The 22,640-nt window shown below is 71.4% G+C and carries 15 protein-coding genes and 2 tRNA genes; 13 read left to right on the top strand and 4 right to left on the bottom strand.

Translation table 11 applies throughout. The features are described from left to right. The first annotated feature begins 114 nt into the window (after window positions 1–114). From C3V41_RS05080 to C3V41_RS05060, 5 genes are all read left to right on the top strand, one after another. Window positions 115–1,905: an acetolactate synthase large subunit gene (locus tag C3V41_RS05080; protein WP_106109361.1), complete on the top strand. Its 1,791-nt coding sequence runs from the start codon at window positions 115–117 to the stop codon at window positions 1,903–1,905. 4 nt (window positions 1,906–1,909) lie between these two features. Then, window positions 1,910–2,419 (top strand): acetolactate synthase small subunit, encoded by a 510-nt coding sequence (gene ilvN, locus C3V41_RS05075; protein ID WP_106109360.1) that lies wholly within the window; start codon window positions 1,910–1,912, stop codon window positions 2,417–2,419. A 9-nt stretch (window positions 2,420–2,428) separates the two neighbouring features. Beyond that, on the top strand, window positions 2,429–3,460 hold the full coding sequence (gene ilvC / locus C3V41_RS05070) for a ketol-acid reductoisomerase (protein WP_106109359.1): 1,032 nt from the start codon (window positions 2,429–2,431) through the stop codon (window positions 3,458–3,460). 538 nt (window positions 3,461–3,998) lie between these two features. Continuing rightward, window positions 3,999–5,069 carry a 3-isopropylmalate dehydrogenase gene (locus C3V41_RS05065; protein ID WP_106109358.1) on the top strand — a complete coding sequence of 357 codons (1,071 nt, stop codon included), beginning with the start codon at window positions 3,999–4,001 and terminating at the stop codon, window positions 5,067–5,069. A 116-nt stretch (window positions 5,070–5,185) separates the two neighbouring features. Next, window positions 5,186–6,349: a branched-chain amino acid aminotransferase gene (locus C3V41_RS05060; protein ID WP_106109357.1), complete on the top strand. Its 1,164-nt coding sequence runs from the start codon at window positions 5,186–5,188 to the stop codon at window positions 6,347–6,349. Window positions 6,350–6,502: 153 nt separating this feature from the next. Here C3V41_RS05060 and C3V41_RS05055 read toward each other — a convergent pair. Beyond that, window positions 6,503–6,578 (bottom strand) — tRNA-Arg (locus C3V41_RS05055). A gap of 284 nt (window positions 6,579–6,862) precedes the next feature. Between C3V41_RS05055 and C3V41_RS05050 the strand changes: the two genes are divergently transcribed. After that, a complete protein-coding gene (locus C3V41_RS05050) occupies window positions 6,863–9,586 on the top strand; it encodes an ATP-binding cassette domain-containing protein (protein ID WP_106109356.1) in 2,724 nt (907 codons plus the stop codon). 4 nt (window positions 9,587–9,590) lie between these two features. Here C3V41_RS05050 and C3V41_RS05045 read toward each other — a convergent pair whose 3' ends face one another. Both C3V41_RS05045 and C3V41_RS13070 read right to left on the bottom strand, forming a co-directional pair. Further along, window positions 9,591–12,056 carry a serine/threonine-protein kinase gene (locus C3V41_RS05045; protein WP_106109355.1) on the bottom strand — a complete coding sequence of 822 codons (2,466 nt, stop codon included), beginning with the start codon at window positions 12,054–12,056 and terminating at the stop codon, window positions 9,591–9,593. Window positions 12,057–12,154: 98 nt separating this feature from the next. Further along, window positions 12,155–14,182 (bottom strand): protein kinase domain-containing protein, encoded by a 2,028-nt coding sequence (locus tag C3V41_RS13070; RefSeq protein WP_106109354.1) that lies wholly within the window; start codon window positions 14,180–14,182, stop codon window positions 12,155–12,157. A 323-nt stretch (window positions 14,183–14,505) separates the two neighbouring features. Between C3V41_RS13070 and orn the strand changes: the two genes are divergently transcribed. The 4 genes from orn to C3V41_RS05020 all read left to right on the top strand — a co-directional run bounded on the left by orn (window position 14,506) and on the right by C3V41_RS05020 (window position 18,683). Continuing rightward, window positions 14,506–15,105: an oligoribonuclease gene (gene orn / locus C3V41_RS05035; protein WP_106110680.1), complete on the top strand. Its 600-nt coding sequence runs from the start codon at window positions 14,506–14,508 to the stop codon at window positions 15,103–15,105. 165 nt (window positions 15,106–15,270) lie between these two features. Then, window positions 15,271–15,343 (top strand) — tRNA-His (locus tag C3V41_RS05030). A 264-nt stretch (window positions 15,344–15,607) separates the two neighbouring features. Further along, window positions 15,608–17,218 (top strand): GTPase, encoded by a 1,611-nt coding sequence (locus C3V41_RS05025; protein WP_106109353.1) that lies wholly within the window; start codon window positions 15,608–15,610, stop codon window positions 17,216–17,218. Next, entirely contained in the window at window positions 17,211–18,683 is a 1,473-nt protein-coding gene (locus C3V41_RS05020; RefSeq protein ID WP_106109352.1) for a GTPase, read from the top strand. The genes C3V41_RS05025 and C3V41_RS05020 overlap by 8 nt, the downstream gene beginning before the upstream one ends. Before the next feature lie 66 nt (window positions 18,684–18,749). Here the strand turns inward: C3V41_RS05020 and C3V41_RS05015 are convergent, their stop codons facing one another. After that, on the bottom strand, window positions 18,750–19,400 hold the full coding sequence (locus C3V41_RS05015; protein WP_254423688.1) for a hypothetical protein: 651 nt from the start codon (window positions 19,398–19,400) through the stop codon (window positions 18,750–18,752). Between the two features lie 136 nt (window positions 19,401–19,536). On the opposite strand from C3V41_RS05015, the gene ftsE reads away from it, so the two are divergent. From ftsE to C3V41_RS05000, 3 genes are read left to right on the top strand one after another with little or no spacing between them, the layout of a single operon-like run. After that, complete coding sequence (ftsE, locus tag C3V41_RS05010) at window positions 19,537–20,226, top strand: cell division ATP-binding protein FtsE (RefSeq protein ID WP_106109351.1); 690 nt, start codon at window positions 19,537–19,539, stop codon at window positions 20,224–20,226. Between the two features lie 12 nt (window positions 20,227–20,238). Then, window positions 20,239–21,156, top strand: a complete 918-nt coding sequence (gene ftsX / locus C3V41_RS05005; protein WP_106109350.1) for a permease-like cell division protein FtsX — start codon at window positions 20,239–20,241, stop codon at window positions 21,154–21,156. Window positions 21,157–21,162: 6 nt separating this feature from the next. Next, on the top strand, window positions 21,163–22,506 hold the full coding sequence (locus C3V41_RS05000) for a M23 family metallopeptidase (RefSeq protein WP_106109349.1): 1,344 nt from the start codon (window positions 21,163–21,165) through the stop codon (window positions 22,504–22,506). Window positions 22,507–22,640 lie beyond the last annotated feature (134 nt).

Genomic DNA, 22,640 nt, shown 5'->3' with positions numbered 1-22,640 from the left:
TGGTCTCACGATGTGAGACAACCTCGGTTCCGGGGTGACTCCTGACGGTCCCTGTCCTACGGTGGGGCGGTCGGCGCCCGGCCGACGTCACCGAGTCCGCACAGGAGGGCGACCATGGGTCAGCGCACCGACCACCACGCTCCCGCAGCACCCAGCCAGGAGATGACAGGGGCCCAGGCGCTCGTGCGCGTCCTGGAGGACCTGGGGGTCACGGACATCTTCGGTATGCCCGGAGGCGCCATCCTCCCCTTCTACGACCCCCTCCTGGCCTCTACGCGCATCCGCCACGTCCTGGTCCGCCACGAGCAGGGGGCCGGTCACGCGGCCGAGGGCTACGCCATGGTGACCGGACGCCCGGGCGTGTGCGTGGCCACCTCCGGCCCCGGCGCCACCAACCTGATCACCGCCATCGGGGACGCCCACATGGACTCCGTGCCCATGCTGGCCGTCACCGGGCAGGTCGGGGCCCGCGCCATCGGGACCGACGCCTTCCAGGAGGCGGACATCGTCGGGGCGACCATGCCCTTCGTCAAGCACTCCTTCCTGGTCACCTCCCCCGACGACGTCGCCCAGGCGGTGACCGAGGCCTTCTACATCGCCTCCACCGGGCGGCCCGGGCCGGTGCTGGTGGACGTCACCAAGGACGCGCAGGTCGGTACCACCACCTACCGCGGCCTGCCAGAGGTCGACCTCCCCGGCTACCACCTGCCCGGCCGCCCCAACGCGCGGCGCCTGGCCCAGGCCGCCGAGGTCCTGGCGGCCGCCGAGCGCCCGGTGCTCTACCTGGGGGGCGGCCTCAACCGCGCCCAGGTGGATCCCGCCGAGCTCCTGGCGCTGGTGGAGCTCATTGGCGCGCCCTGTACCACCACCCTGACCGCCCTGGACGTGCTGCCCTCCGACCACCCCCTCAATATGGGCATGCCGGGCATGCACGGCACCGTCACCGCCGTCGGGGCCCTCCAGCGGTCCGACGTCATTGTCAGTCTCGGCGCCCGCTTCGACGACCGCGTCACCGGGCACTTGGACACCTTCGCGCGGAGGGCCGCCATCGTCCACGTGGACATCGACCCCGCTGAGATCTCCAAGGTCCGCGCCGCAGACGTCCCCATTGTCGGTGACCTGGCCGACGTCGTCCCCGCCCTGATCCGGGCCTTCCGGGAGCAGGTGGCCGCCGAGGGGCGCCAGGACATTAGCGGCTGGCTCCAGGAGGTGGAGCGGGTGCGCGCCACCTACCCCACCGAGTGGACGGACACCGACGACGGCCTCCTCCAGCCCCAGGAGGTCATTACCCACCTGGACCGCGCGGCCCCCGAGGACACGGTCTGGGTCACCGGGGTGGGCCAGCACCAGATGTGGGCGGCGCACTTCCTGCACTTCCACCGTCCGCACTCGTGGCTGACCAGCGCGGGCGCGGGGACCATGGGCTATGGCGTCCCGGCTGCCATGGGGGCCAAGGTGGCCCTGCCGCAGCGCCCGGTGTGGCTCATTGACGGCGACGGCTGCTTCCAGATGACCAACCAGGAGCTGGCCACCTGCACCCTGAACGAGATCCCCATTAAGGTGGCCGTGATCAACAACTCCTCCCTGGGGATGGTCCGCCAGTGGCAGACCCTGTTCTACGGGCAGCGCTACTCCAACACGGACCTGCACACGGGCGCGGGCACGCAGCGGGTGCCGGACTTCGTGACCATGGCCCAGGCCTACGGGGCCGTGGGGCTGCGCTGCGAGCGCCTGGAGGACGTGGACGACGTCATCGCCCAGGCCAACGCGATCAATGACAGGCCCGTGGTCATTGACTTCATCTGCTCGGCGGACGCCCAGGTCTGGCCCATGGTGGCCGCGGGCGTCTCCAACGACGACATCCAGCACGCGCGGGGCATGAGCCCGGTGTGGGAAGAGGAGTGAGGGCATGAGCAAGCACACCCTGTCCGTCCTGGTCGAGAACAAGCCCGGCGTGCTGACGCGCGTCTCGGCCCTGTTCACCCGCCGGGGGTTCAATATCCACTCCCTGGCCGTGGGCCCCACCGAGCACGAGGACATCTCGCGTATTACGGTGATCGCCGACGCCGAGGGCCTGGCCATGGAGCAGGTCATCAAGCAGCTCAACAAGCTGGTCAACGTCCTCAAGATCGTCGAGCTGGACAGCCAGACCTCCGTGGAGCGCGAGCTCTACCTCATTAAGGTCCGCGCGGACGACGCCAACCGTACCTCCGTCCTCCAGATCGTCGACCTCTTCCGCGCCCACGTCGTGGACGTGTGCCCCACGAGCGTGGTCATTGAGACCGTCGGCTCACAGTCGAAGGTCAATGCTCTTCTGGAGGCCCTGCGCCCCTACGGGGTCAAGGAGATCGTCCAGTCCGGCGCCGTGGCTATTACGCGCGGCCCCCGATCCATCACCGATCAACTCAAGGACAAGTGAGACACCATTATGGCAGCTGAGAAGTTCTACGACGACGACGCGGACCTGAGCGTCATCCAGTCCAAGAAGGTCGCGGTCATCGGCTACGGCTCCCAGGGCCACGCCCATGCCCTCAACCTGCGGGACTCCGGCGTGGAGGTCGTGGTGGGCCTGCGTGAGGGCTCCCGCTCCGTCGCCAAGGCCGAGGAGGCCGGGCTGCCCGTCAAGCCGATCGCCGAGGCCGTGGCCTGGGCCGACGTCGTGACGATCCTGGCCCCCGACCAGGTCCAGGCCGAGCTGTACCGCAACGAGATCGAGCCCAACCTCAAGGCCGGTGCCGCGCTGCTCTTCGCCCACGGCTTCAATATCCACTTCGGCTACATTAAGCCCGCCGCCGACCACGACGTCATTATGGTCGCCCCCAAGGGACCCGGCCACACCGTGCGCCGCGAGTTCGAGGCCGGGCGCGGCGTGCCGGTGCTGGTCTGCGTCGAGCAGGACGCCTCCGGGGCCGCCTGGCCGCTGGTGCTGTCCTACGCCAAGGCCATTGGCGGCACCCGCGCCGGGGCCATTAAGACCACCTTCCGCGAGGAGACCGAGACCGACCTGTTCGGTGAGCAGAACGTCCTGTGCGGCGGCGTCTCCAAGCTCATCCAGTACGGCTACGAGGTGCTCGTCGAGGCCGGCTACCAGCCCGAGATGGCCTACTTCGAGGTCTGCCACGAGATGAAGCTCATTGTGGACCTCATTAACGAGGGCGGTATCTCCAAGCAGCGCTGGTCCTGCTCCGACACCGCCGAGTACGGTGACTACGTCTCCGGCCCGCGCGTCATCACCCCCGACGTCAAGGAGCACATGAAGGAGGTCCTGGCCGACATCCAGGACGGTTCCTTCGCCAAGCGCTTTATGGAGGACCAGGCCGCCGGCGCCCCGGAGTTCAAGCGCCTGCGCGCCGAGGGCGAGGCCCATCCGATCGAGAAGACCGGGCGAGAGGTCCGCTCCATGTTCGCCTGGCGCTCCGACATTGACAAGGACTACCAGGAGGGCTCCGTGGCCCGCTGAGGCCGGCACCCGGGCTGGCTGCGCCCGGGCCCGGGCAGGCTCGAGCTCGAACCGGGCCCGGGCAGGCTCGGGTCGGCCCCGGCCCCACAGGGCTGGCTGGGGGCCGGACGGATCCGGCGCCTCCCCGGGCGGCGCCCATTGCCTTGGTCCTGTGTCCCTGTTTCTACGCCGTGGGCGTCCTCGGCACCTGGCTGCCGAGGACGCCCACGTGTAGGACCGGGGACATGCTCGACCTCCTCAGGCTGGCGTGAGGGGAGGGGCGTCCGGCCGGTCTCGCGTGGGGAGATCGCCGACTTCCTTCACGGCCTGCGCGAGTGGTCGGGGTGAGGCTGATGGAGTGGTACTGCTGCCTGCTTCGTGAGGGGACCTCTGACGATCCGCTCGCCGAGTCGCTTCAGAAACTTCTCGTGTCGTTGACGGGAGATCCTGTCACTATGACTATCGGGCCCGGCCGCCAACCGGGAGCGCACCGCCAGCCGGTTGACCAGAATGCGGACTACGTGTCTCACATCCTGGCTGGTGTCCGTACCCTGGGGGCATGACCCAGCACCAGACCGTCAAGCTCGCAGTGATCCCCGGGGACGGGATTGGCCAGGAGGTCGTGCCCGAGGGCCTCAAGGTCCTCCAGGCCGCCCTGGCCGGTACCGACGTCGTCGTGGAGCCCACCACCTTCGACCTGGGTGCACGGCGCTGGCACCGCACCGGCGAGACCCTGACCGACGCCGACCTGGAGGCCATTAAGGCCCAGGACGTCATCCTGCTCGGCGCCGTGGGTGACCCCTCGGTCCCCTCCGGGGTGCTGGAGCGCGGCCTGCTCCTGCGCCTGCGCTTCGCCCTGGACCACTACGTCAACCTGCGCCCCTCCCGCTACTACCCGGGGGTGCCCACCCCCCTGGCCGACCCCGGCGACATCGACCTCGTGGTGGTGCGCGAGGGCACCGAGGGCCTGTACTGCGGGAACGGGGGAGCGGTACGCACCGACACCCCCCACGAGATCGCCACCGAGGTCAGCGTCAACACCGCCTACGGGGTGGAGCGCGTGGTGCGCTACGCCTTCGAGCTGGCCGCCTCCCGGCCCGCCCGGCACCTGACCCTGGTCCACAAGCACAACGTCCTGGTCCATGCCGGGCACCTGTGGCGCCGCACCGTGGAGGCCGTCGGGGCCGGCTACCCCGGGGTGCGCGTGGACTACAGCCACATTGACGCCGCCACCATCTACCTGGTCACCGACCCGGGCCGGTTCGACGTCATTGTCACCGACAACCTCTTCGGTGACATCCTCACCGACGAGGCCGGGGCCGTCACCGGCGGTATCGGGCTGTCGGCCTCCGGCAACCTCAACCCGGTCGGGCGGTTCCCCTCCATGTTCGAGCCCGTCCACGGCTCCGCCCCCGACATCGCCGGCCAGGGGCTGGCTGACCCCACCGCCACCATCAGCGCCGTCGCCATGCTGCTGGAGCACATCGGACAGGCTGGTGCCGCCCGCCGGGTCGAGGCCGCCGTGGGCGCCGACATGGCCGCCCGTGCCGCTGCCGCCGCAGCAGGCCGGCCCCTGGTCCGCTCCACCAGCGAGATCGGCGACGACGTCGTGGCGGCGCTGGGCGCCTGAGCGCCAGGCGGCAGGCTCCCCGGCGGCACCGGGGCCGGTTCCTGACGCCACCTCCCGTGAGGTCACCATGTGAGAACCTCGGGTTCACCTGGTGGGCTCAGCGGTAGGCTGCACGTATGTCTGAGGCCACCACACCCACCCACGACTCGCTGGACACGCCCCTTGCCCGCGCCGCGGCGCTCCCCCTGCCCCCTGCCGACGCGCTCGCAGGGCGCTTCCCCCTGACCCCGAACCCTCACGCGGCCACCTCGGCCCAGCGTGACCGGGCGCTACGGGACCTGCACTTCGGCAGTGCCTTCACCGACCACATGGCCCACGCCCGGTGGACCCGCGGGGCCGGGTGGGGCGACTACGGCGTCGTCCCCTTCGGCGACCTGTCCCTGTCCCCGGGCGCGGCCGTGCTGCACTACGGCCAGGAGGTCTTCGAGGGCATTAAGGCCTACCGCCACGAGGACGGCTCGGTGTGGACCTTCCGGCCCCGCTACAACGCCGCCCGCCTGGCGGCCTCCGCCCGCCGCCTGGCCCTGCCCGAGCTGGACCAGGAGGACTTCGTGGCCTCCCTGGTGGACCTGGTCCGGGCGGACGCCGCCTGGGTGCCCTCCGGTGAGGGGGAGTCGCTCTACCTGCGGCCCTTCGCCTTCGCCTCCGAGGCCTTCCTGGGGGTCCACCCGGCGGGGGTCGTGGACTACTACGTCATCGCCTCCCCGGCGGGCGCCTACTTCACCCACGGCCTGGAGCCCATCTCCATCTGGGTGACTACCGAGTACCACCGGGCCGGCCGGGGCGGTACGGGTGCCGCCAAGACGGGCGGCAACTACGCCTCCTCCCTGCTGCCCCAGAGCCTGGCCGCCGACCAGGGCTGCGACCAGGTCTGCTTCCTCGACGACGTCACCCAGAGGAACCTCGAGGAGCTCGGTGGCATGAACATTATGGTCGTGGACGCTGACGGCACCGTGCGCACCCCCCGCCTGACCGGCACGATCCTGGAGGGCTCCACCCGCAGCGCCATTATCCGCCTCCTGACCGACGCCGGACGCACCGTCGTCGAGGAGACCATTAGCCTTAAGGGCCTGCTGGAGGGTATTGGATCCGGCAGGGTCACCGAGGTGTTCGCCTGCGGGACCGCGGCGGTGGTGGTGCCGCTGGGCCGCCTCAAGGGGGAGGGGTTTGACGTGGGTATTGACGGCAACGAGGTCACCCACCAGATTCACGACCACCTCACGGGTATCCAGTACGGGCGCCGTGAGGACCCCCACCACTGGATGTACCGCCTCGCCTAGGACCAGGACGTCCGTGGCGCGCGGGAAGCCGGTTCTCGCGGTTACCGCGCTCGGGTTACCGTCTCGCGCGTCCACGGGCTGCCCCGGGTGCTGGTCACCGTAATGTAATAGGGAGTACCTGGCACTGCACCTGCACTGTCCCCCCGGAACTGGTGGCGCCCCCGCCCGGACTCGAACCGGGAACCCGCGGATTAGAAGGCCGATGCTCTGTCCATTGAGCTACGGGGGCTTACCTGAGAAGTTCCTGTGACCTGGTGTATCCTACTCCCTCATCTCACCCTGTGGTCAGGTGCGGTCGCTGGTACGACGGTCCCAGTTACTGCCTCGCGGTGGGCAGGAGTCTACCCGTTTTCCGAAGGCAGGAACCTGGCCCGTCACGGAGGTGGTCGCGGCCTGGCGGACGAGCCCGCCGGCGGCCCACCGCGCCCCGCCGTGTCACGCTCCGCCCCGCCGAGCGCCCCGGAGCCACTACAGTGAGACCAACGTGATTCCCAGCGTACCGAAAGGGCCTCCGTGACTCAGAACCCCGCGCAGCCGTCTGCTGCCAACGGCCTTATCGTCTCCTCACTGTCGGCCCAGGGCTCCCAGCCTGCCCAGCAGTTCACCACCGCCTTCACCGTCGGGCGCTCCCAGGAATGTGATGTGCGCGTGGTCCATCCCGTGGTCTCCCGCAGGCACCTGGAGGTGGTGCCCGAGGGGCGGGGCTGGAGAGTCAGGGCAGTGGGCCGCAACGGCATGATCGTGGACGGGGTGCTCTGCCGGGAGACCTTGGTGACCCGTCCGGCACGTATCCAGATCGGGGACACCTCCGGCCCGGGGATCGCCCTGACGCCCGCGCGCCTGCCAAGCGCCGCCAGCGCCGTCTCCGCGACTACCACCACGACCGGGATCCCCTCGCAGGCCGCGCCGAGGCCTGTGCCCACGGTCCCGCCCGGCAGCGCCCCCTCCGCGGCCACGGTCCCGCCTGCCAGCGCCCCCTCCGCGGCGACGGGCCCGGTGGGCTACCCGCCCCGGTCCGGCCCGGGACCCGCCCCGGCCTCCTACTCCGCCCACCTCCCCCCGGCTGTCTACGGGGCCTCACCTCAGACCTCGCAGATCCGGCCCCAGACCGGGAGCATGCCGCCGGTGACCCAGACCGGGAGCATGCCGCCGGTGACCCAGACTGGGAGCATGCCGCCGGTCCGCCACGCCCAGAGCGCGCCCACCGCGGTCCGCTCCTTCCGGGTCACCGACACCGCCACCATCGGGCGCGGACGTGACAACGCCATCCCCCTGCCCGACCCGCTGGTCTCCAAGCACCACGCCCGGGTGGACGCCACGGCCCAGGGCATTGTCGTCACCGACCTGGGCTCTACCAACGGCATCTTCTTCCGGGGCGTGCGCGTCCCCAGCCTGGTGGTCACCGAGCCCGTGGTCCTGGGTATGGGCTCCAACTTCGTGGCCATTAACCCCGATGGCCTGATCCAGGTCCAGGCGGCGGCTGGCTCCACCGGTGACCTGGTGGCCAAGGACATTGTCTTCACCGTCGACAACGGCCGTATGACCCTGCTGGACCAGATCTCCTTCTCCCTGAGCGGGCACGAGCTCCTGGCCGTCGTCGGCCCCTCGGGCGCGGGCAAGTCCACGCTCCTCAAGGCCCTCACCGGTGAGCAGAAGGCCCAGCACGGCGAGGTCCTCTTCGACGGCCTCAACGTCTACGAGCACTACCCGATTATGCGCAACAAGATCGGTGTGGTGCCTCAGACGGACGTCATCCACAGCGCCCTGACCGTGCGTCAGACCCTGAACTACGCCGCTGAGCTGCGCTTCGCCAAGGACGTCACCAAGGCCGAGCGCACCGCGCGCATTGACCAGGTCCTGGAGGATCTGGACCTGACCCCCCACGTGGACAAGCGCGTCAAGAAGCTCTCGGGCGGACAGAAGAAGCGCGTGTCCACCGCCATCGAGCTGCTCACCAGCCCCTCCCTGCTGTTCCTGGACGAGCCCACCAGCGGCCTGGACCCCCAGCTCGACCGTGACGTCATGCAGCTCCTGGCCAGTCTGGCCCACGGCACCCGCCCCGGGGACTCCGGCCGCACGGTCGTGGTGGTCACCCACAACGAGACCCACATTGACCGGGCCGACAAGGTCCTCATCCTGGCCGCCGGGGGCAAGCCCGTCTACTACGGCCCGCCCAGCCACGTGCTGCCCTACTTCCAGGAGCGTCTGACCGAGATCGCCGCCCGGGGCGAGCTCATGCCCAACCCCCCGCGCGGGACCCTGGCCGACCCGACCGCCATTAACGGCTACGCGGACGTCTACGCGCTCATGCGTAACCACACCCCCTCCCTGCGGGCGCACCTGGAGGCCACGGTCCCCTCCACCCGGCGCGGCCAGAGCAGCCAGTCCAGGCCGGTCGGGCAGCAGGGCCCCACGGAGCCGCCGCCCCGTCCCCTGGCGCGCCAGATCTCCACCCTGGTCCGCCGCCAGCTGCGGATCGTCCTGGCCGACCCCTCCTACCTGGGCTTTATGCTCATCCTGCCCGTCATCATGGGCCTGCTCACCAAGGTCATCGAGGGCAAGACCGGTTTCGCCCTGCCCGATCCCCCCAAGCCCTCCGGGCAGGCCCGTATGCTGCTCGTCGTCATGGTCATTAGCGCCATCTTCGCGGGCATGTCGGCCACTATCCGCGACCTGGTCAAGGAACGGGACATCTTCCTGCGCGAGGCCGCCGTCGGGCTGAGACCGGGGGCCTACATGGGCTCCAAGACGGTCATGCTCGCCCTGGTCGTCACCGTCCAGACCTCCCTCATGGTGGGTATCGCGCTGCTGCTCAACGACGCCCCCAGCGGGGCCGCCGCCCTGGGCGGGGCCAGCCTGGAGCTGTACGTGGACTGCTGGCTCTCAGGCTTTGTCGCGGGGATCCTGGGACTGGCGGTCTCGGCCCTGGTGTCCACCTCCGAGCAGGTCATGCCGGTCCTGGTGGTGACCATTATGACCCAGCTGGTGTTCTCCGGGGGGTTCGTGACGGTGACCGGCAGGGCCGTGCTCGACCAGATCAGCTGGCTCATGCCGGCGCGCTGGGGCTACGCCCTGGTCGCCTCCACCGTGGACATGAATGGCATGACGCCCAGCCCTGACGCCCTGTGGAACCACAGCGCGGGCCAGTGGTGGTGGGACGCCCTCGTGCTCCTGGTGCTGGGGGCCATTGCCGCGGCGGCCTGCCTGAGGGTCCTGGTCCACCAGGCCCGCCGGTGACGGCCTACCTCCTGAGGACGGTGTAGACCACCAGGTCCCCGTAGCTGCCGCCCTGGGTTACCAGGAGACGTACCTGGCTGGGCTGACCCGGCGCGGCGACCACGCCCGTGTAGGTTCCCCGTACCTCCCACACCGGCCGACCGGTGGCCGTGGAGTAGGCGACGACCCTGTCCCCGGCGGCGTCCGAGCCGGAGTCGGGCTGGCCCACCTGCATGAGCAGGTCCTCGCCCAGGGTGCCCAGGGGCCTGAGGAGGCAGACCTCCTGGGAGCCCCGCCGGGGGAGCGCCAGCTGCGTGCCTCCTGCCGAGGCCGTGCAGGCGCTGGTGTCCACGGTGACGTCCACGACGCGGTCAGGGCCGATGGCCTGGAGCGCCGAGGGGTTCTTGGCGGCCGCGGTGTAGGCCTGTGCCAGCCTCTCGGCGTCCAGGGGGGCCGAGGAGGCCCAGGTCGGCGGGTTCCTGAAGGTCCCCGGCACGCTCCTCACCTGGCTGCCGCTGGCGTTGTAGACCGTGGCGCCCTCGGAGGTGACGCGGGAGAAGGCCGCGGTCCCGGTGCCGATATTGAAGCCCCCCGGCCAGGCGCGGTCCTCCGGGTCGAAGTCGGGCTCCTTGTCCAGGGCGGAGACCAGGACCTCACCGGTGGCTGCTGACAGGACCTGCACCGAGTCGGAGTTGTCCTCGTAGGTCAGGACGAAACCGTTGCGCACCATCCCCTTGGAGTAGGCCCCGGCGGCCCGCCACACCTCCTTGCCCTGGGCGTCCAGGGCGATGAGGTCGCCGTTAGAGCGGTTCCTGGCCTTGTCGACGACGACGGCGTAGTCCTGGGTGGCGCCTACGTACACCGTGTCCTTGGGGCCGGGGACGGCTGTGGTCCCACCTGTACTGACCAGGACGCTCCTGCTGGAGGAGGACTGCTGGCACAGCAGGGTCCTCGCGTTCCAGAAGGCGGCCTTGTAGCAGTCCCCGCTCCAGACGGGGGCCTTGTCACTGCTGGTGAGGTCGTACAGGGACCACGTGCCCGAGGACCTGGCGGCCAGCATGCCCCCGCCCGGGGCCAGGGCGGCCTCGGAGACGTCGGCCAGACGCTGGTCCTCCCGGGCGGAGTTGCCTACTGGCAGGGCGGCGAGCCAGCCCGGGTAGTCCCGGGTGCTGCTACCCCACCACCACGCCCCGGCCCCTGCCGCGGCCAGGGCGAGTACCACCAGCACCACTGTCACGCCGACCCACCGGCGCCTGCGGCGGGGCCCACCGCGCCGGGGGCCGCCTGGGGGCCGGGAGTTGGCCGGGGAGCCCCCGGGTCCAGGGGCCGGGGCGATGCCGTACCCCTGTACGTCCGCCATGGGGGACGTGCGGTCCTGCGGGGTCACGAGAGTCGGCCCGGCCTGTGCCCCAAGGGCCGCGGGGGCGCCCGCTGCCGGTGCAGTCCCCCCGGGGGAGCCTCCCGCCGGGCCCGGCCGCGCTGGTGGGCCGGAGCCTGCCGGTCCCGCGCCCGCGGTGCCAGGGGCCAGGGCCCCGGGGTAGTCCCAGTCGTAGGGGAGGGCTGAGGGCGCGGACGGGGGAGGGGCCGGGAGCCTGGGGGTGGCGGGCAGACCTGCCAGGGCCGTCTCCATGACCTCCAGGCTCCGGGCCACCACGTCGGCGTCGGGACGGTCCTGCGGGTGCTTGGCCAGCATGGCGGCCATGAGCTCCCACAGGGGGTCCGGGACGCCGTCGGGCCGTCCGGGGTCACGGCGGGCGTGCTGGTGCAGCAGCTGGGCGGGCTCACCGAGGAAGGGCGGCACGGCGCAGGTCATGACGTAGAGCATGACCCCCAGGGAGTAGACGTCCGCCGCGGGGGTGGGGGCCTGCGGGGACAGGATCTCGGGGGCCATGTACAGGGGGGTCCCGATGGCGCCCGTGGCCTGCGCGGCGGTGAGGGTGTCGCAGATGCGGGCCACCCCGAAGTCCCCCACCCGGGGTACCACGGCGCCCTGCCCACCGCCTGCGGGCGTGCCCCGGGGGGCTGGCGCGACGCCGTCGTGGCCTGGGCTGGCCGCGCTCAGGAGGATATTGGCGGGCTTGACGTCCCGGTGGACCACCCCGGCGTGGTGGACGGCGGCCAGGCCCCGGGCGATACGTGACCCCAGGGCGGCCAGGCGTGCCGGCGGCAGCGGGCCCTCGGTGCGCAGCAGCCCGGACAGGTCCCCGCCGTCGACGTAGTCCATGACAATGGCGAAGGTGGATCCCTCGATGACGACGTCGCGGATGGCCACCACGTAGGGGCTGCGCACCCGCAGCAGGGTGGAGCGCTCCTTAATAAACCGCTCCACCACGGCGGGGTCGTCCACCAGGTCGGCCCGTAGGACCTTGAAGGCCAGGGGCTCGGTGGAGTCCACGTGGTGACCGCGCCAGACCTCCCCCTGGGCGCCCGCGCCCACCCGCTCCGTAAGGACGTAGGAGCTTCCGAGACGGCGGGCGGGGGTGTCGGTCATGGGGGCTCCCGGGTTCGTGGTCGTGGGCAGACGGCTCGCTTACGTGTACGCGACCCTACCCGCCAGGCACGCCTCCTGGCGGGTAGGGTCGGGGGCTGCTAGTTGCCCTTGTTGAGCTCGTCGAGGCTGGGCACCTGGTCGGGGCTGCCCTCCAGGGCAGCGTCCCCCAGGACCACGCTGGCGTTGTTCCCCGTGGTGCGGGTGACCACGATCTTGAGGCGCAGGACGTTGGTCATGTCCAGGTCCAGGTCGGTGAACGTCCCGAAGGAGACGGTCTCGGTCTTGAGCAGCGTCTGGTCGGCGTAGAAGTCCACCGTAAAGGTGGCGTCGGCGTCCTTGGAGTTGTCGCTCAGGCCCAGCTTGCCGGACAGGTGGGTGAAGTGGCGTCCCAGGTTCCACTCAGTGCTGCTATCCCTGGCGTATTCCGCGTTGTAAATGGAGTGGGCGTACTTCTGCCCATTGAGGGTCGCCGGGTTTGAGGAAAACGCGTTGGAGGTCACTGCCTTGAGGTCGGAGAGGTAGATAGTGGCCACCTTGGCGCCAATGGTCAGGGTGACCTCGGTGGGCACGGCCGCCCCGGCGGCCGGGTCGGTCTCCAGGACCTTACCGACCTTGGAGGCGTCGGAGACCGACTTCTGCTTGATCTTGACCGTGATACTGCCAGGCAGGGCCTTCTTGGCCTCGGCCTCGGTCTTGCCCACCAGGTCGGGCATGGAGGTGAGCTTTGAGGGCGTGGCCGACGCCGTGGCCGACGCCGTGACCGAGGGCCTGGTCGAGGGGGTGGGTGAGGGCGTCGGGCCGGGATCCGTGGTGGTGACCGGTGCGGGCCCGGCCTTGTCCTCGCCCGTGTCCCTCAGGAGGTAGAAGGCGCCCGCGCCACCGGCTCCCAGGAGCACGAGTGCCACCACCAGGGCCACCACCAGCCCCCGCCGCCGCTTCTTGGCGGGCGCTGCGGGGCCGGCAGCGGCGTCAGCGGCCTCCGGCGCACCGGGGGCACCTGGGGCTCCGGGGGCTCCGGGGGCCGGCACCCCCGGGCCCGCTGGCATGCCGGGGTAGGAGGCGGCGCTGGCGGCGGAGCCAGGCACCCCCGGACCTGCTGGCACCCCCGGGTAGGAGGCGGCGCTGGCGGCGGAGCCAGGCACCCCCGGGCCTGCTGGCACCCCCGGGTAGGAGGCGGCGCTGGCCGCGGAGGCTGAGGGCACCGCGGGCAGGACCCCGGTGGCCGGGATGCCGGCGACCATGGTCTGGTCCCCGCTGACCGGCGTCGCGGCCGGCAGGGCCTGCGGGGGCTCGGTGAGGGCGGGGGCGGGCGGGAGCTGCGCGAGCGTGGTGACCAGGGTGCTCAGGGCCTCGCGCACGGCGGTCATGGTGGGACGCGCGGCCGGGTCCTTGGCCGTCATGGCGGCAATCAGGTTCCACAGGGCGTCCGGCACGCCCTGGGGCCGCCCGGGCAGGAGGCCGGCGTGGGCCTTAATGAGGTAGGCCGGGGTGCCCACGAACGGGGTGACGCCGCAGGAGAGCTCGTAGAGCACGATCCCCAGGGAGTACACGTCCATGGCGGGGGAGGCGGGCATGCCGTCAGCCACCTCCGGGGCCATGTACAGGGGTGTGCCCACGAACATGGTCGATCGGGTGGTGGAGGCGGAGTCGCAGATCCTGGCCACGCCGAAGTCGGCCACCTTGGGCGTAGGCGGGTCGGTGGCGGGGTCCAGGAGGATATTGGCGGGCTTGACGTCCCGGTGGACCACCCCGGCGGCGTGGATCGCCTCCAGGCCCACGGCGACCGAGGCGCCGATCCAGGCCACCATCGCCGGGCTCTGGGGGCCCTCGTGGTGCAGCTTCGCCGTCAGGTCGCCGCCTCCCACGTAGTCCATGACCAGGGCCAGGGTCTCCCCCTCGGCCACGATGTCGCGGATGCTGACCACCGCGGGGCTGGCGACCCGGCGCAGCGTCTCGCTCTCCTTGAGGAAGGCGCTGACCACCGAGCTCTCCCTGGCCAGGTCACGACGGAGGACCTTGAACGCCAGGACCTCCTGTGACCCGTCCGCGTGCCCGCGCCACACCTCCCCCTGAGCGCCGCTGCCAATACGCTCATCAAGGGTGTAGATGCTACCAAGCCTTTGCATAGTGGGCCTTTCCGTGGGGCCGGTACGGGGAACGGCTCTGACGGAGCCGGGACTATCGTAGACGGAGTGTGGTCTGCGACGAGACCGTGGGGCGGGACAGGTTACTGCCTCGCCTGCCGGGCACCGGGCGGGCCGTCAGGCTGGGTGGTGGCGGGGAGGCGCCGTCACTGCGTGGGTGAGGTTGCCCGCCTGCCGCCTCCGGGGACGACGTAGTGGGGAGGCGTCGTCGCTGCGTGGGTGAGGCTGCGCGGACGGCCGGAGGATAGACTCTGTCCGTGAGCAAGCAGAGTACCTCCGACCCCCTGGTGTGGATCGACTGTGAGATGACCGGCCTGGACCTCGACGCTGACGCTCTCATTGAGGTGGCCGTCATTGTCACCGACTACGAGCTGCGCCCCCAGGGTGAGGGGATCGACGTCCTCATCCGTCCCCCGGCCGCCGCCCTGGAGCAGATGAACGACTTCGTGCGGAAGATGCACACCTCCTCGGGGCTGCTGGCGGAGCTGGAGGGCGGGCTGCCCCTGGAGCAGGCCCGCAGGCAGGTCCTGGACTACGTGCGCTCCCTGGTGCCCGAGCCCCGTACGGCCCAGCTCGCGGGCAACTCCGTGGGTACCGACAAGGCGTTCCTGGTGCGGGACATGCCCGAGCTGGTGGACCACCTCCACTACCGGGTGGTGGACGTCTCCAGCATTAAGGAGCTGGCCAAGCGGTGGTACCCGCGCACCTACTTCCGCTCCCCGGAGAAGCGCGGGGGCCACCGGGCCCTGGCGGACATCGCGGAGTCCATTGACGAGCTGCGCTACTACCGGGCGGTGCTCTTCCCCGCCGACGAGGGGCCCACGAGCGAAGCCTGCCAGGCGGCGGCGGAGCAGGTGCTCGCCAGCCCGACGGCGGAGGTCATGAGGCAGGCGGGTCCTCGCTGAGAGGCTGCTGCCCGGTGGACCGCCCGGCCGGGGCGGGCGGCACGTGCCAGCGCTCGGCGTCCTGCACCCTGTGACGCCGGTACGTGATGCAGTCCACGGTGGGCGGATTGGTACCTCACGGGGTGAGTCGATAAAGTACGGCTCGTTGCGATTGCCCGCACGCTGGTGGCTGTAGCTCAGTTGGCAGAGCGCCTGGTTGTGGTCCAGGAGGTCGCGGGTTCAAACCCCGTCAGCCACCCCGAGTAAGGGGACGGCCCCGTACCGCCGGAAGGCGTGTACGGGGCCGTCTGCCGTACCGCGGCCTCCCGGGCCCAGGGCCACGCCCGGGTCCCTCCCGGCCAGCGGGGCCGCGGTAGGCGCATTGTGGGCCCGATCCACCGCGGGAGGCCGCGTGCACGCCCGGGCGCGACGGGCCCGGGTCGGGCGGGTCGTGCGTGCGGGCATTTCCTCTCTGCGCGTGCGCCCTCCCCGTCGAGGTCCTTCCGACCTTAAAGTATGTTGTATGGCCCCTCCTGCCTCCCCAGTCCCCTCCAGCGGGGAAGCGTCCGTCAGCTCACTGAGCCGCAGCCAGCTCATGGACGTGCTCACGGACACCGCCCGTGACCTGGATAACCTCGACCTCAGTCTGACCGCTCCCGGGGTCGAGGCCGCACGTCGTGCCCGGGCCAGCCTGGTCGCCCAGATACGCGACCACGTCCTGCCCCGCCTGGCGGACGCGGACATCCCCGCCATTGTCGTGGTCGGTGGCTCCACGGGCGCGGGCAAGTCCACGCTCGTCAACTCCATCCTGGGCGCCGAGGTCTCTGAGGCGGGCGTCCTGCGTCCCACCACCCGGGTGCCCGTCCTGGTCGTCAACCCCGAGGACGCCCAGTCCCTGGCGGACCACCCGGTCACGGGGGTCTCACGCCTGGTCACCTCCGAGGCCGTGCCCGCCGGCCTGGCCCTCGTGGACGCCTCCGACCTGGACAGCGTCCAGGAGGCCAACCGCACCCTGGCCTCGCGCCTGCTGGAGGCGGCGGATCTGTGGCTCTTCGTGACCACCGCCGCCCGCTACGGGGACCAGACCCCGTGGACCACGCTGGAGGAGGCGGCCAGGCGCCGTACCTCCATCGCCGTCGTCCTCAACCGGATCCCGGCCTCGATCCTGGCCGAGGTGCGCACCGACCTGGTGGCCCGCCTGGCCGGGCTGGGGCTGAGCGAGTCCCCCCTGTTCATCGTCCCCGACGCCGGCCCCCACGAGGGCCTGCTGACCGCCTCCTCCGTGGCCGAGCTGCGTACCTGGCTCCAGCTCCTGGCCGGGCGCCACCGCGCCGCCGGGCTGGTGCGCCGCACCGGACGGGCCCAGTGGACGGCCCTGCGCGCCGAGCTCACCCAGCTCGCCGAGGACGTGGACACCCAGGCCGACGCCGCCGCCGCCCTGGAGGCCGAGACCAGGATCCTGCGTCAGTCCCCGACCTCGGACCTCGCCCGTGACGTGGAGCTGGGCTCCTGCGGCGAGGGCGCTCCGACGACCCGCTGGCTGACCTCCGCCTCCGCCGGCGGCCCCCTGGCCTCCCTGGCCCAGGGCGGGCGCCTGGGACGCGGCTGGTTCGGACGGGCCACCCGGTCCCGTGCCGCCGCCCTGGCCGAGCTGGCCGTGGAGGTACGTGCCTGCGTGGCCTCCCGCCTGGAGGCCACCGTCGTGGCGGCCTCCGACGACGCCACCCGGGTGTGGCAGGAGGCCGGGGCCGGGACGGCGGCCGAGCGCCTGCTGCCCCGGACCGTCGACGCCGTCGACGTCCTCAGGACGTGGTCCGATAGTGTGACTGAGACCACTGTGATGGCGCCAAAGGGGCTGACCCCTGGCGCCACCGCCGACCTGCTGATCGCCGCCGCCGCCGGGGTGGAGGGGGCTCGTGGCGCCGCGGAGCGCCTGGGACTGGGCCAGGAGCTGGAGCGCGCCCAGACCTCCCTGACCCAGGCCCTCGGCGGTGCCCTCGCCGTCCTCCTGCCCGAGGGGGCGGCGGCCAGCCTGGCCCCTGACCCCTCGCTGGCCGCGGCCCTGCGCCTACGCGCCAGCGAGCTAGCTCCCTTCGCCCAGCCCGGAGGAACTGGAGGAATCGGCTATGACTGACACCGTGCTGGACGACCAGCACCTTCAGGAGCGCCTGGCCCGCATGAGACAGGCGCTGGACGCCTGCCCCACCGAGGTCCCCGCGAGCCTGGCCATCCCCGCCCGCACCGGGATGGACGAGGTCGCCAAGCGCCTGGCCCTGGGGGTGGACCACACCGTGGTCGCCTTCTTCGGCGGCACCGGCTCGGGCAAGTCCTCCCTGTTCAACGCCATCACCCAGCTGGACTTTGCCGACGTGGGGGCGCGTCGTCCTACCACCTCCCGGGCGGCGGCCTGCACCTGGGGCGACGACGCCGTCGCCCTCCTGGACTTCCTGGGCGTCAACGAGGACCGACGCATCCGCCGTGACTCCCTGCTGGACGCGACCGACCAGGACGACCTGGAGGGGCTGGTCCTCCTCGACGTGCCCGACTACGACTCGGTGACCACCGCCCACGCCCTCCAGGTGGACCGCCTCGTCCCGCTGGCGGACATCCTGGTGTGGGTGGTGGATCCCCAGAAGTACGCCGACGCCGCCCTGCACGAGGGCTACCTGCGGGGTCTGGGCGCCCGCCAGGAGGACATGCTCATCCTGGTCAACCAGATCGACACCCTGCCTGCCACGGGCGTGAACACGCTCCTGGCCGACGTACGTGAGCTCCTGGACGCCGACGGCCTGCGTGACGTGCAGGTCCTGCCGGTCTCGGCGGTGCGTGGGGACAACCTGGGCACCTTCCGCACCCTGCTGCGTGAGCGCGTCGCCCGGGAGTCCAACGCCGCCCGGACCGCCAGCGCCGAGATGGACGCCATTGCCCGGCGCCTGCGTCCCACCGTGGCGGAGCGCCTGGTACGTGTGGAGCCCGCCCTGGTGGCGGAGACCACCACCGCCCTCATCCAGGCCTCCGGCGCCGCCGCCGTGGAGGACTCCGTGCGGGCGGCGCTCGCCCACGCCCTGCCGCGTTCCCTGGCCCGTCCGGAACCCCCCTCCCGGGCGACGGTGGCCTCCATCCAGACCACCTGGCTGCGCCGCACCACCCACGGCCTGCCCCTGGTCTGGCTGCGCAGCGTGGAGGAGTCCGTCATCTCCCCCGAGGCGCTGGCCGCCCAGAGCACCGAGGCGGTGGGCAGCGTGCCCCTGCCCGGCCACCGTGCCCCGCTCATTGACCTCAGCTGGTGGGGCGGGATCCTGCTGTTCGTCATCGGCCTGGTCTGGGGCGGGATCGGCCTGTCCCAGGGCACCGTGGAGCCCGCCGCCGCGGCCGTGGGGCTGGTCGGCCTGCTCATGCTGAGCTGGTCCGCCTACCAGCGGCGGGTGCGGGCCCGCCGGGAGGCGACGCACTACGGCGAGCAGGTGCGCAGCCGTCTGGACACCGTGGTGGGCCGGGGGCTGGAGGCCCCGGCCACCGAGGTCCTGGGGCGTCACCGCCTCCTCCAGTCGGCGCTGGGGCTGCCCGAGACCCCCGGGCCTGAGGGCACCCGGGCCTGAGAGGATACCGGCTCGGGCTCGCCCTAAGACCCCCGGGCCTGAGGGCACCCGGGCCTGGGGCCCGTCTCACGGTGCCGTGGCGTGCGGGCCGGGCCGGCTCAGCAGCCAGTCCAGGTCAGCGGGGTGGGGGACGCGCAGGGTCTCAATGAGCAGGCGCGTCACGGCCTGTGCGGTCGTCGCGTCGTCGGCAATGAGCCGGCTCATGACCTCACCCCCGGCCCACCCCAGGAGGGACAGCTCACTGCGGGCGGCGTCGCCCAGGAGCGCACGGCCCTGGGAGTCCAGGACCGGGACGCTCACCTCGGTGCCCTCCCGTCGGCCGGTGAGCACCACGCCAGGCGCCTCGGGGGAGGGCAGCAGCGCCCGCCTGCCCATGAGGCGCCCCACCAGGCCGGGGACGGCCAGCTCCGAGGCGCTGACCGCGGGCGCGGGCGCCGTCAGCAGCAGCGTCGGGCGGGCGGCGTCGTCCTGGCCGCCGCGCAGGACCTGCCCCACCAGGCGCTCCAGGCCGGGGGTGAAGCGTGCCCAGGAGCCGCGGTCCACCAGGGCGTCGAGGTCCTGGGCGCCCTCACCCGGGGCGGTTTCCCCGCCCGGGCCAGCTTCCCTGGTCACCCCGCCCGGGCTGGCTTTCCCGCCCGGGGCGGTCACCCCGCTCGGGGCGGCCGGGGCCGGACCGGTGGGCTCGGGGACGTGGGGGGCGGGGGCGTCTGTGGTCACGCTCTGAGGGTATCGGGGTGTGGTACACACCGGCCCCGGGCGTGTCTGCCGGGAAACACTCAGGTTGGCTGCGTACGGTGACGGCGGTAGGGGGACACGTGTGTGCGTGTGTCCGCGGCAGCGAGGGAAGCATGCGATGATCCGATTCGACCACGTGTCCAAGGTCTACAAGCGGGGGGCCCGGCCGGCGCTCGACGACGTCGAGATCAGGGTCGAGCGCGAGGAGTTCGTCTTCCTGGTGGGGGCTTCGGGCAGCGGGAAGTCGACCTTCCTGCGCCTGGTCCTGCGTGAGGAGCGCCCCACCTCCGGCTCCGTCCACGTCCTGGGGCGCGACCTGTCCCAGATCTCCACCTGGAAGGTCCCCCAGCTGCGGCGGCAGATAGGCTTCGTGTTCCAGGACTTCCGCCTGCTGGAGAACAAGACGGTGCTGGAGAACGTGGCCATTGCCTCCCAGGTGATCGGCAAGCCCCGTCACTACGTCCTCTCCGCCGTCCCCGAGGTGCTCAAGCTGGTGGGCCTGGCGGGCAAGGAGAAGCGCCTGCCCCACGAGCTCAGCGGCGGCGAGCAGCAGCGCGTGGCCATTGCCCGCGCCATGGTCAACCGTCCCAAGCTCCTGCTCGCCGACGAGCCCACCGGGAACCTCGACCCCACCACGTCGGTAGGCATTATCGGCCTCCTGGACCGTATCAACCGCCAGGGCACCACCGTGGTCATGGCGACCCACGACGACGAGATCGTCAACCAAATGCGTAAGCGCGTCATTGAGCTCAAGGCCGGTCAGGTGGTCCGCGACCAGTCCCACGGCTTCTACGGCTCGGACCGCTGAAGGAGAACCACAATGCGACTGCGCTTTATCCTGTCGGAGACGTTCAAGGGCCTGAGCCGTAATATCGCGATGACCATCTCGGTCATCCTGGTCTCGTTCGTGTCCCTGCTCTTCGTGGGCTCCTCCGCCCTGCTCCAGGACCAGATCTCCACCATGAAGGGGGCCTGGTACGACAAGGTGGAGGTGAGCGTCTTCATGTGCCCGCCCTCATCCTCGTCCGCCAACTGCGTCAACGGGGAGGCCACCCAGGAGCAGATTGACGCGGTGGAGAAGCTGGTCAACTCGGACACCCTCAAGCCCTACGTGAAGCACTACGAGATCGAGTCCAAGGCCCAGGCCTACGCGAACTTTATGAAGGCCTATGGCAAGTCGGCGATCGGCCGCAACGCCACTGAGGCGATGATGCCGGTCTCCTTCCGTATCAAGCTCCACGACCCTGAGAAGTACCAGGTGGTGGCCGAGCAGTTCGCGGGGCGCGACGGGGTGGAGCGGGTCGTGGACCAGGGCGACACCCTCGAGCCCCTGTTCCTGGTCATGAACCGGGCCTCCTGGATCACCGGCGGCCTGGCGGCGGTCATGGCGGTGGCCGCGGTCCTGCTGATCTCCACCACGATCCGCCTGTCCGCCATGAGCCGGTCCAAGGAGACCGGCATTATGAGGCTGGTAGGGGCGTCGAATCTGTTTATCCAGCTTCCCTTTATGCTGGAGGGCGCCCTGGCGGCGCTCGTGGGCGCGCTCCTGGCCGTGGGCGCGCTGTGGGCCGGGGTGAACACTATTGTGGAGGGCTGGCTGGCCAAGTCCATCAAGTTCACGACGGCCTTTATCGGTACCGGTGACGTCCTGCGCCTGGCACCCTTCCTGGTGCTCGCCGCGATCCTCCTGGCTGCCGCGTCCTCGGCCTTCTCCTTGTCCAAGTACACGAGGGTCTGATTCTCCATGCTACCGACTACCCGTTTCACTGCGGACGCCCTTGCCCGACGGACCCGGCGCCTCCGACGCCGGGGCGTGGCGGCGGCCATGGTGGCGCTCACCGTCATGGTCCTCGGCGTCGGGGGCGGGGCGCAGGCCGACGACCGCTCCGACGCCGCCGCGGAGCAGGCGGAGGCCGAGCAGCGCAGGGCCGAGCTGACCTCCTCCCTGGAGGGGGTCAGCGCCGAGCTCGGGCAGGCCTACCTCGACCTCCAGAACGCCAAGACCGCCCTGAGCACGGCCCAGACCGACCTGGCCACGGCCGAGGCCGACCTGGCCGCCAAGGAGCGCGAGCAGCAGACCATTACCAACCAGCTGGCCGTGGCACAGTCCACACTGACCACCCTGGAGCAGGAGGCCACCGGCTCCCAGGCCGCCACCCAGCAGAGCACCAGCTCGATCGGCCAGCTCGTGGTCTCCACCTACCAGGGGGAGAACTCCCTGACCTCCTGGACCTACGTGCTCTCCTCGGACTCCGTGGAGGACCTCACCCAGCGCGCCTCGGGCGTCGAGATCGGCTCCGCGGTCCAGGAGTCCGTCCTGGCCGCGGCCGAGACCGAGCGGGTCAAGGCCGAGAACCGCCAGGCCAGGCAGAAGGCCGCCACGCAGCGGGTGAGCGACCTCAAGAAGGACGCGGACGACGCCGCCGCGGCCGCCCAGACCGCCAAGGACACGGCACAGCAGAGGCGTGACGCCGTCGCCACCCTGGCGACCCAGAAGGCCAACGCCGCCTCCGTCCTGGAGACCCAGAAGGCGGGGCTGGAGGAGCAGCAGGCCCAGGCCAGTGCGGACGCGGCCGCGGCGGCGTCGCGGGTGGCCGAGATCGACGCCGCCAACCAGGTCGCCCTGAGCGAGGGCAGCGTGTCCTCCGTGCCAGCCTCCTCCATCCAGTCCGACTCCCTGGGCGAGGGCTACATCGGCCACCCCATCCCGGGGCCCCTGAGCGTCACCTCGCCCTTCGGGTACCGGATCCACCCGGTGACCGGCGTGGCCACAGGGCACCAGGGCGTGGACTTCGCGGCCAGTGAGGGCACCCCCCAGTACGCCGCGGTCTCCGGGACGGCGACCTACTGGAACTCCGCCTCCTGCGGCATCGGCATTGACATTAACGGCGGCTACATTGACGGGCACTCCTACGTCATCACCCTGTGCCACCTGTCCTCGCGCACCATTGCCGACGGGCAGTACGTCAACCGGGGCGACGTCGTCGGCCTGACCGGCTCCACCGGCTACGCCACCGGCCCCCACGTCCACTTCCAGGTGGCTCGGGACGGGGTCTACATCGACCCCATGACCCTGCCGGGCTTCTGAGCCGACGCGCCGGGTGCCCGGGGCGCGGGGGCGGGTGCGCCGGGGGCGTGCGGTCCGCTCTTGACGTCTCGCGTACCCTAGGTCATTGCGGTGCCGCCAGGCCCGCCACGCGCCGACGCAGCCAGTGGAAGGAG

It is taken from the genome of Actinomyces sp. oral taxon 897, from assembly GCF_002999235.1.
GTDB lineage: Bacteria > Actinomycetota > Actinomycetes > Actinomycetales > Actinomycetaceae > Actinomyces.
Note: the sequence above shows the minus strand (reverse complement) of the source record. Positions and strands in the feature narration are given on the sequence as shown.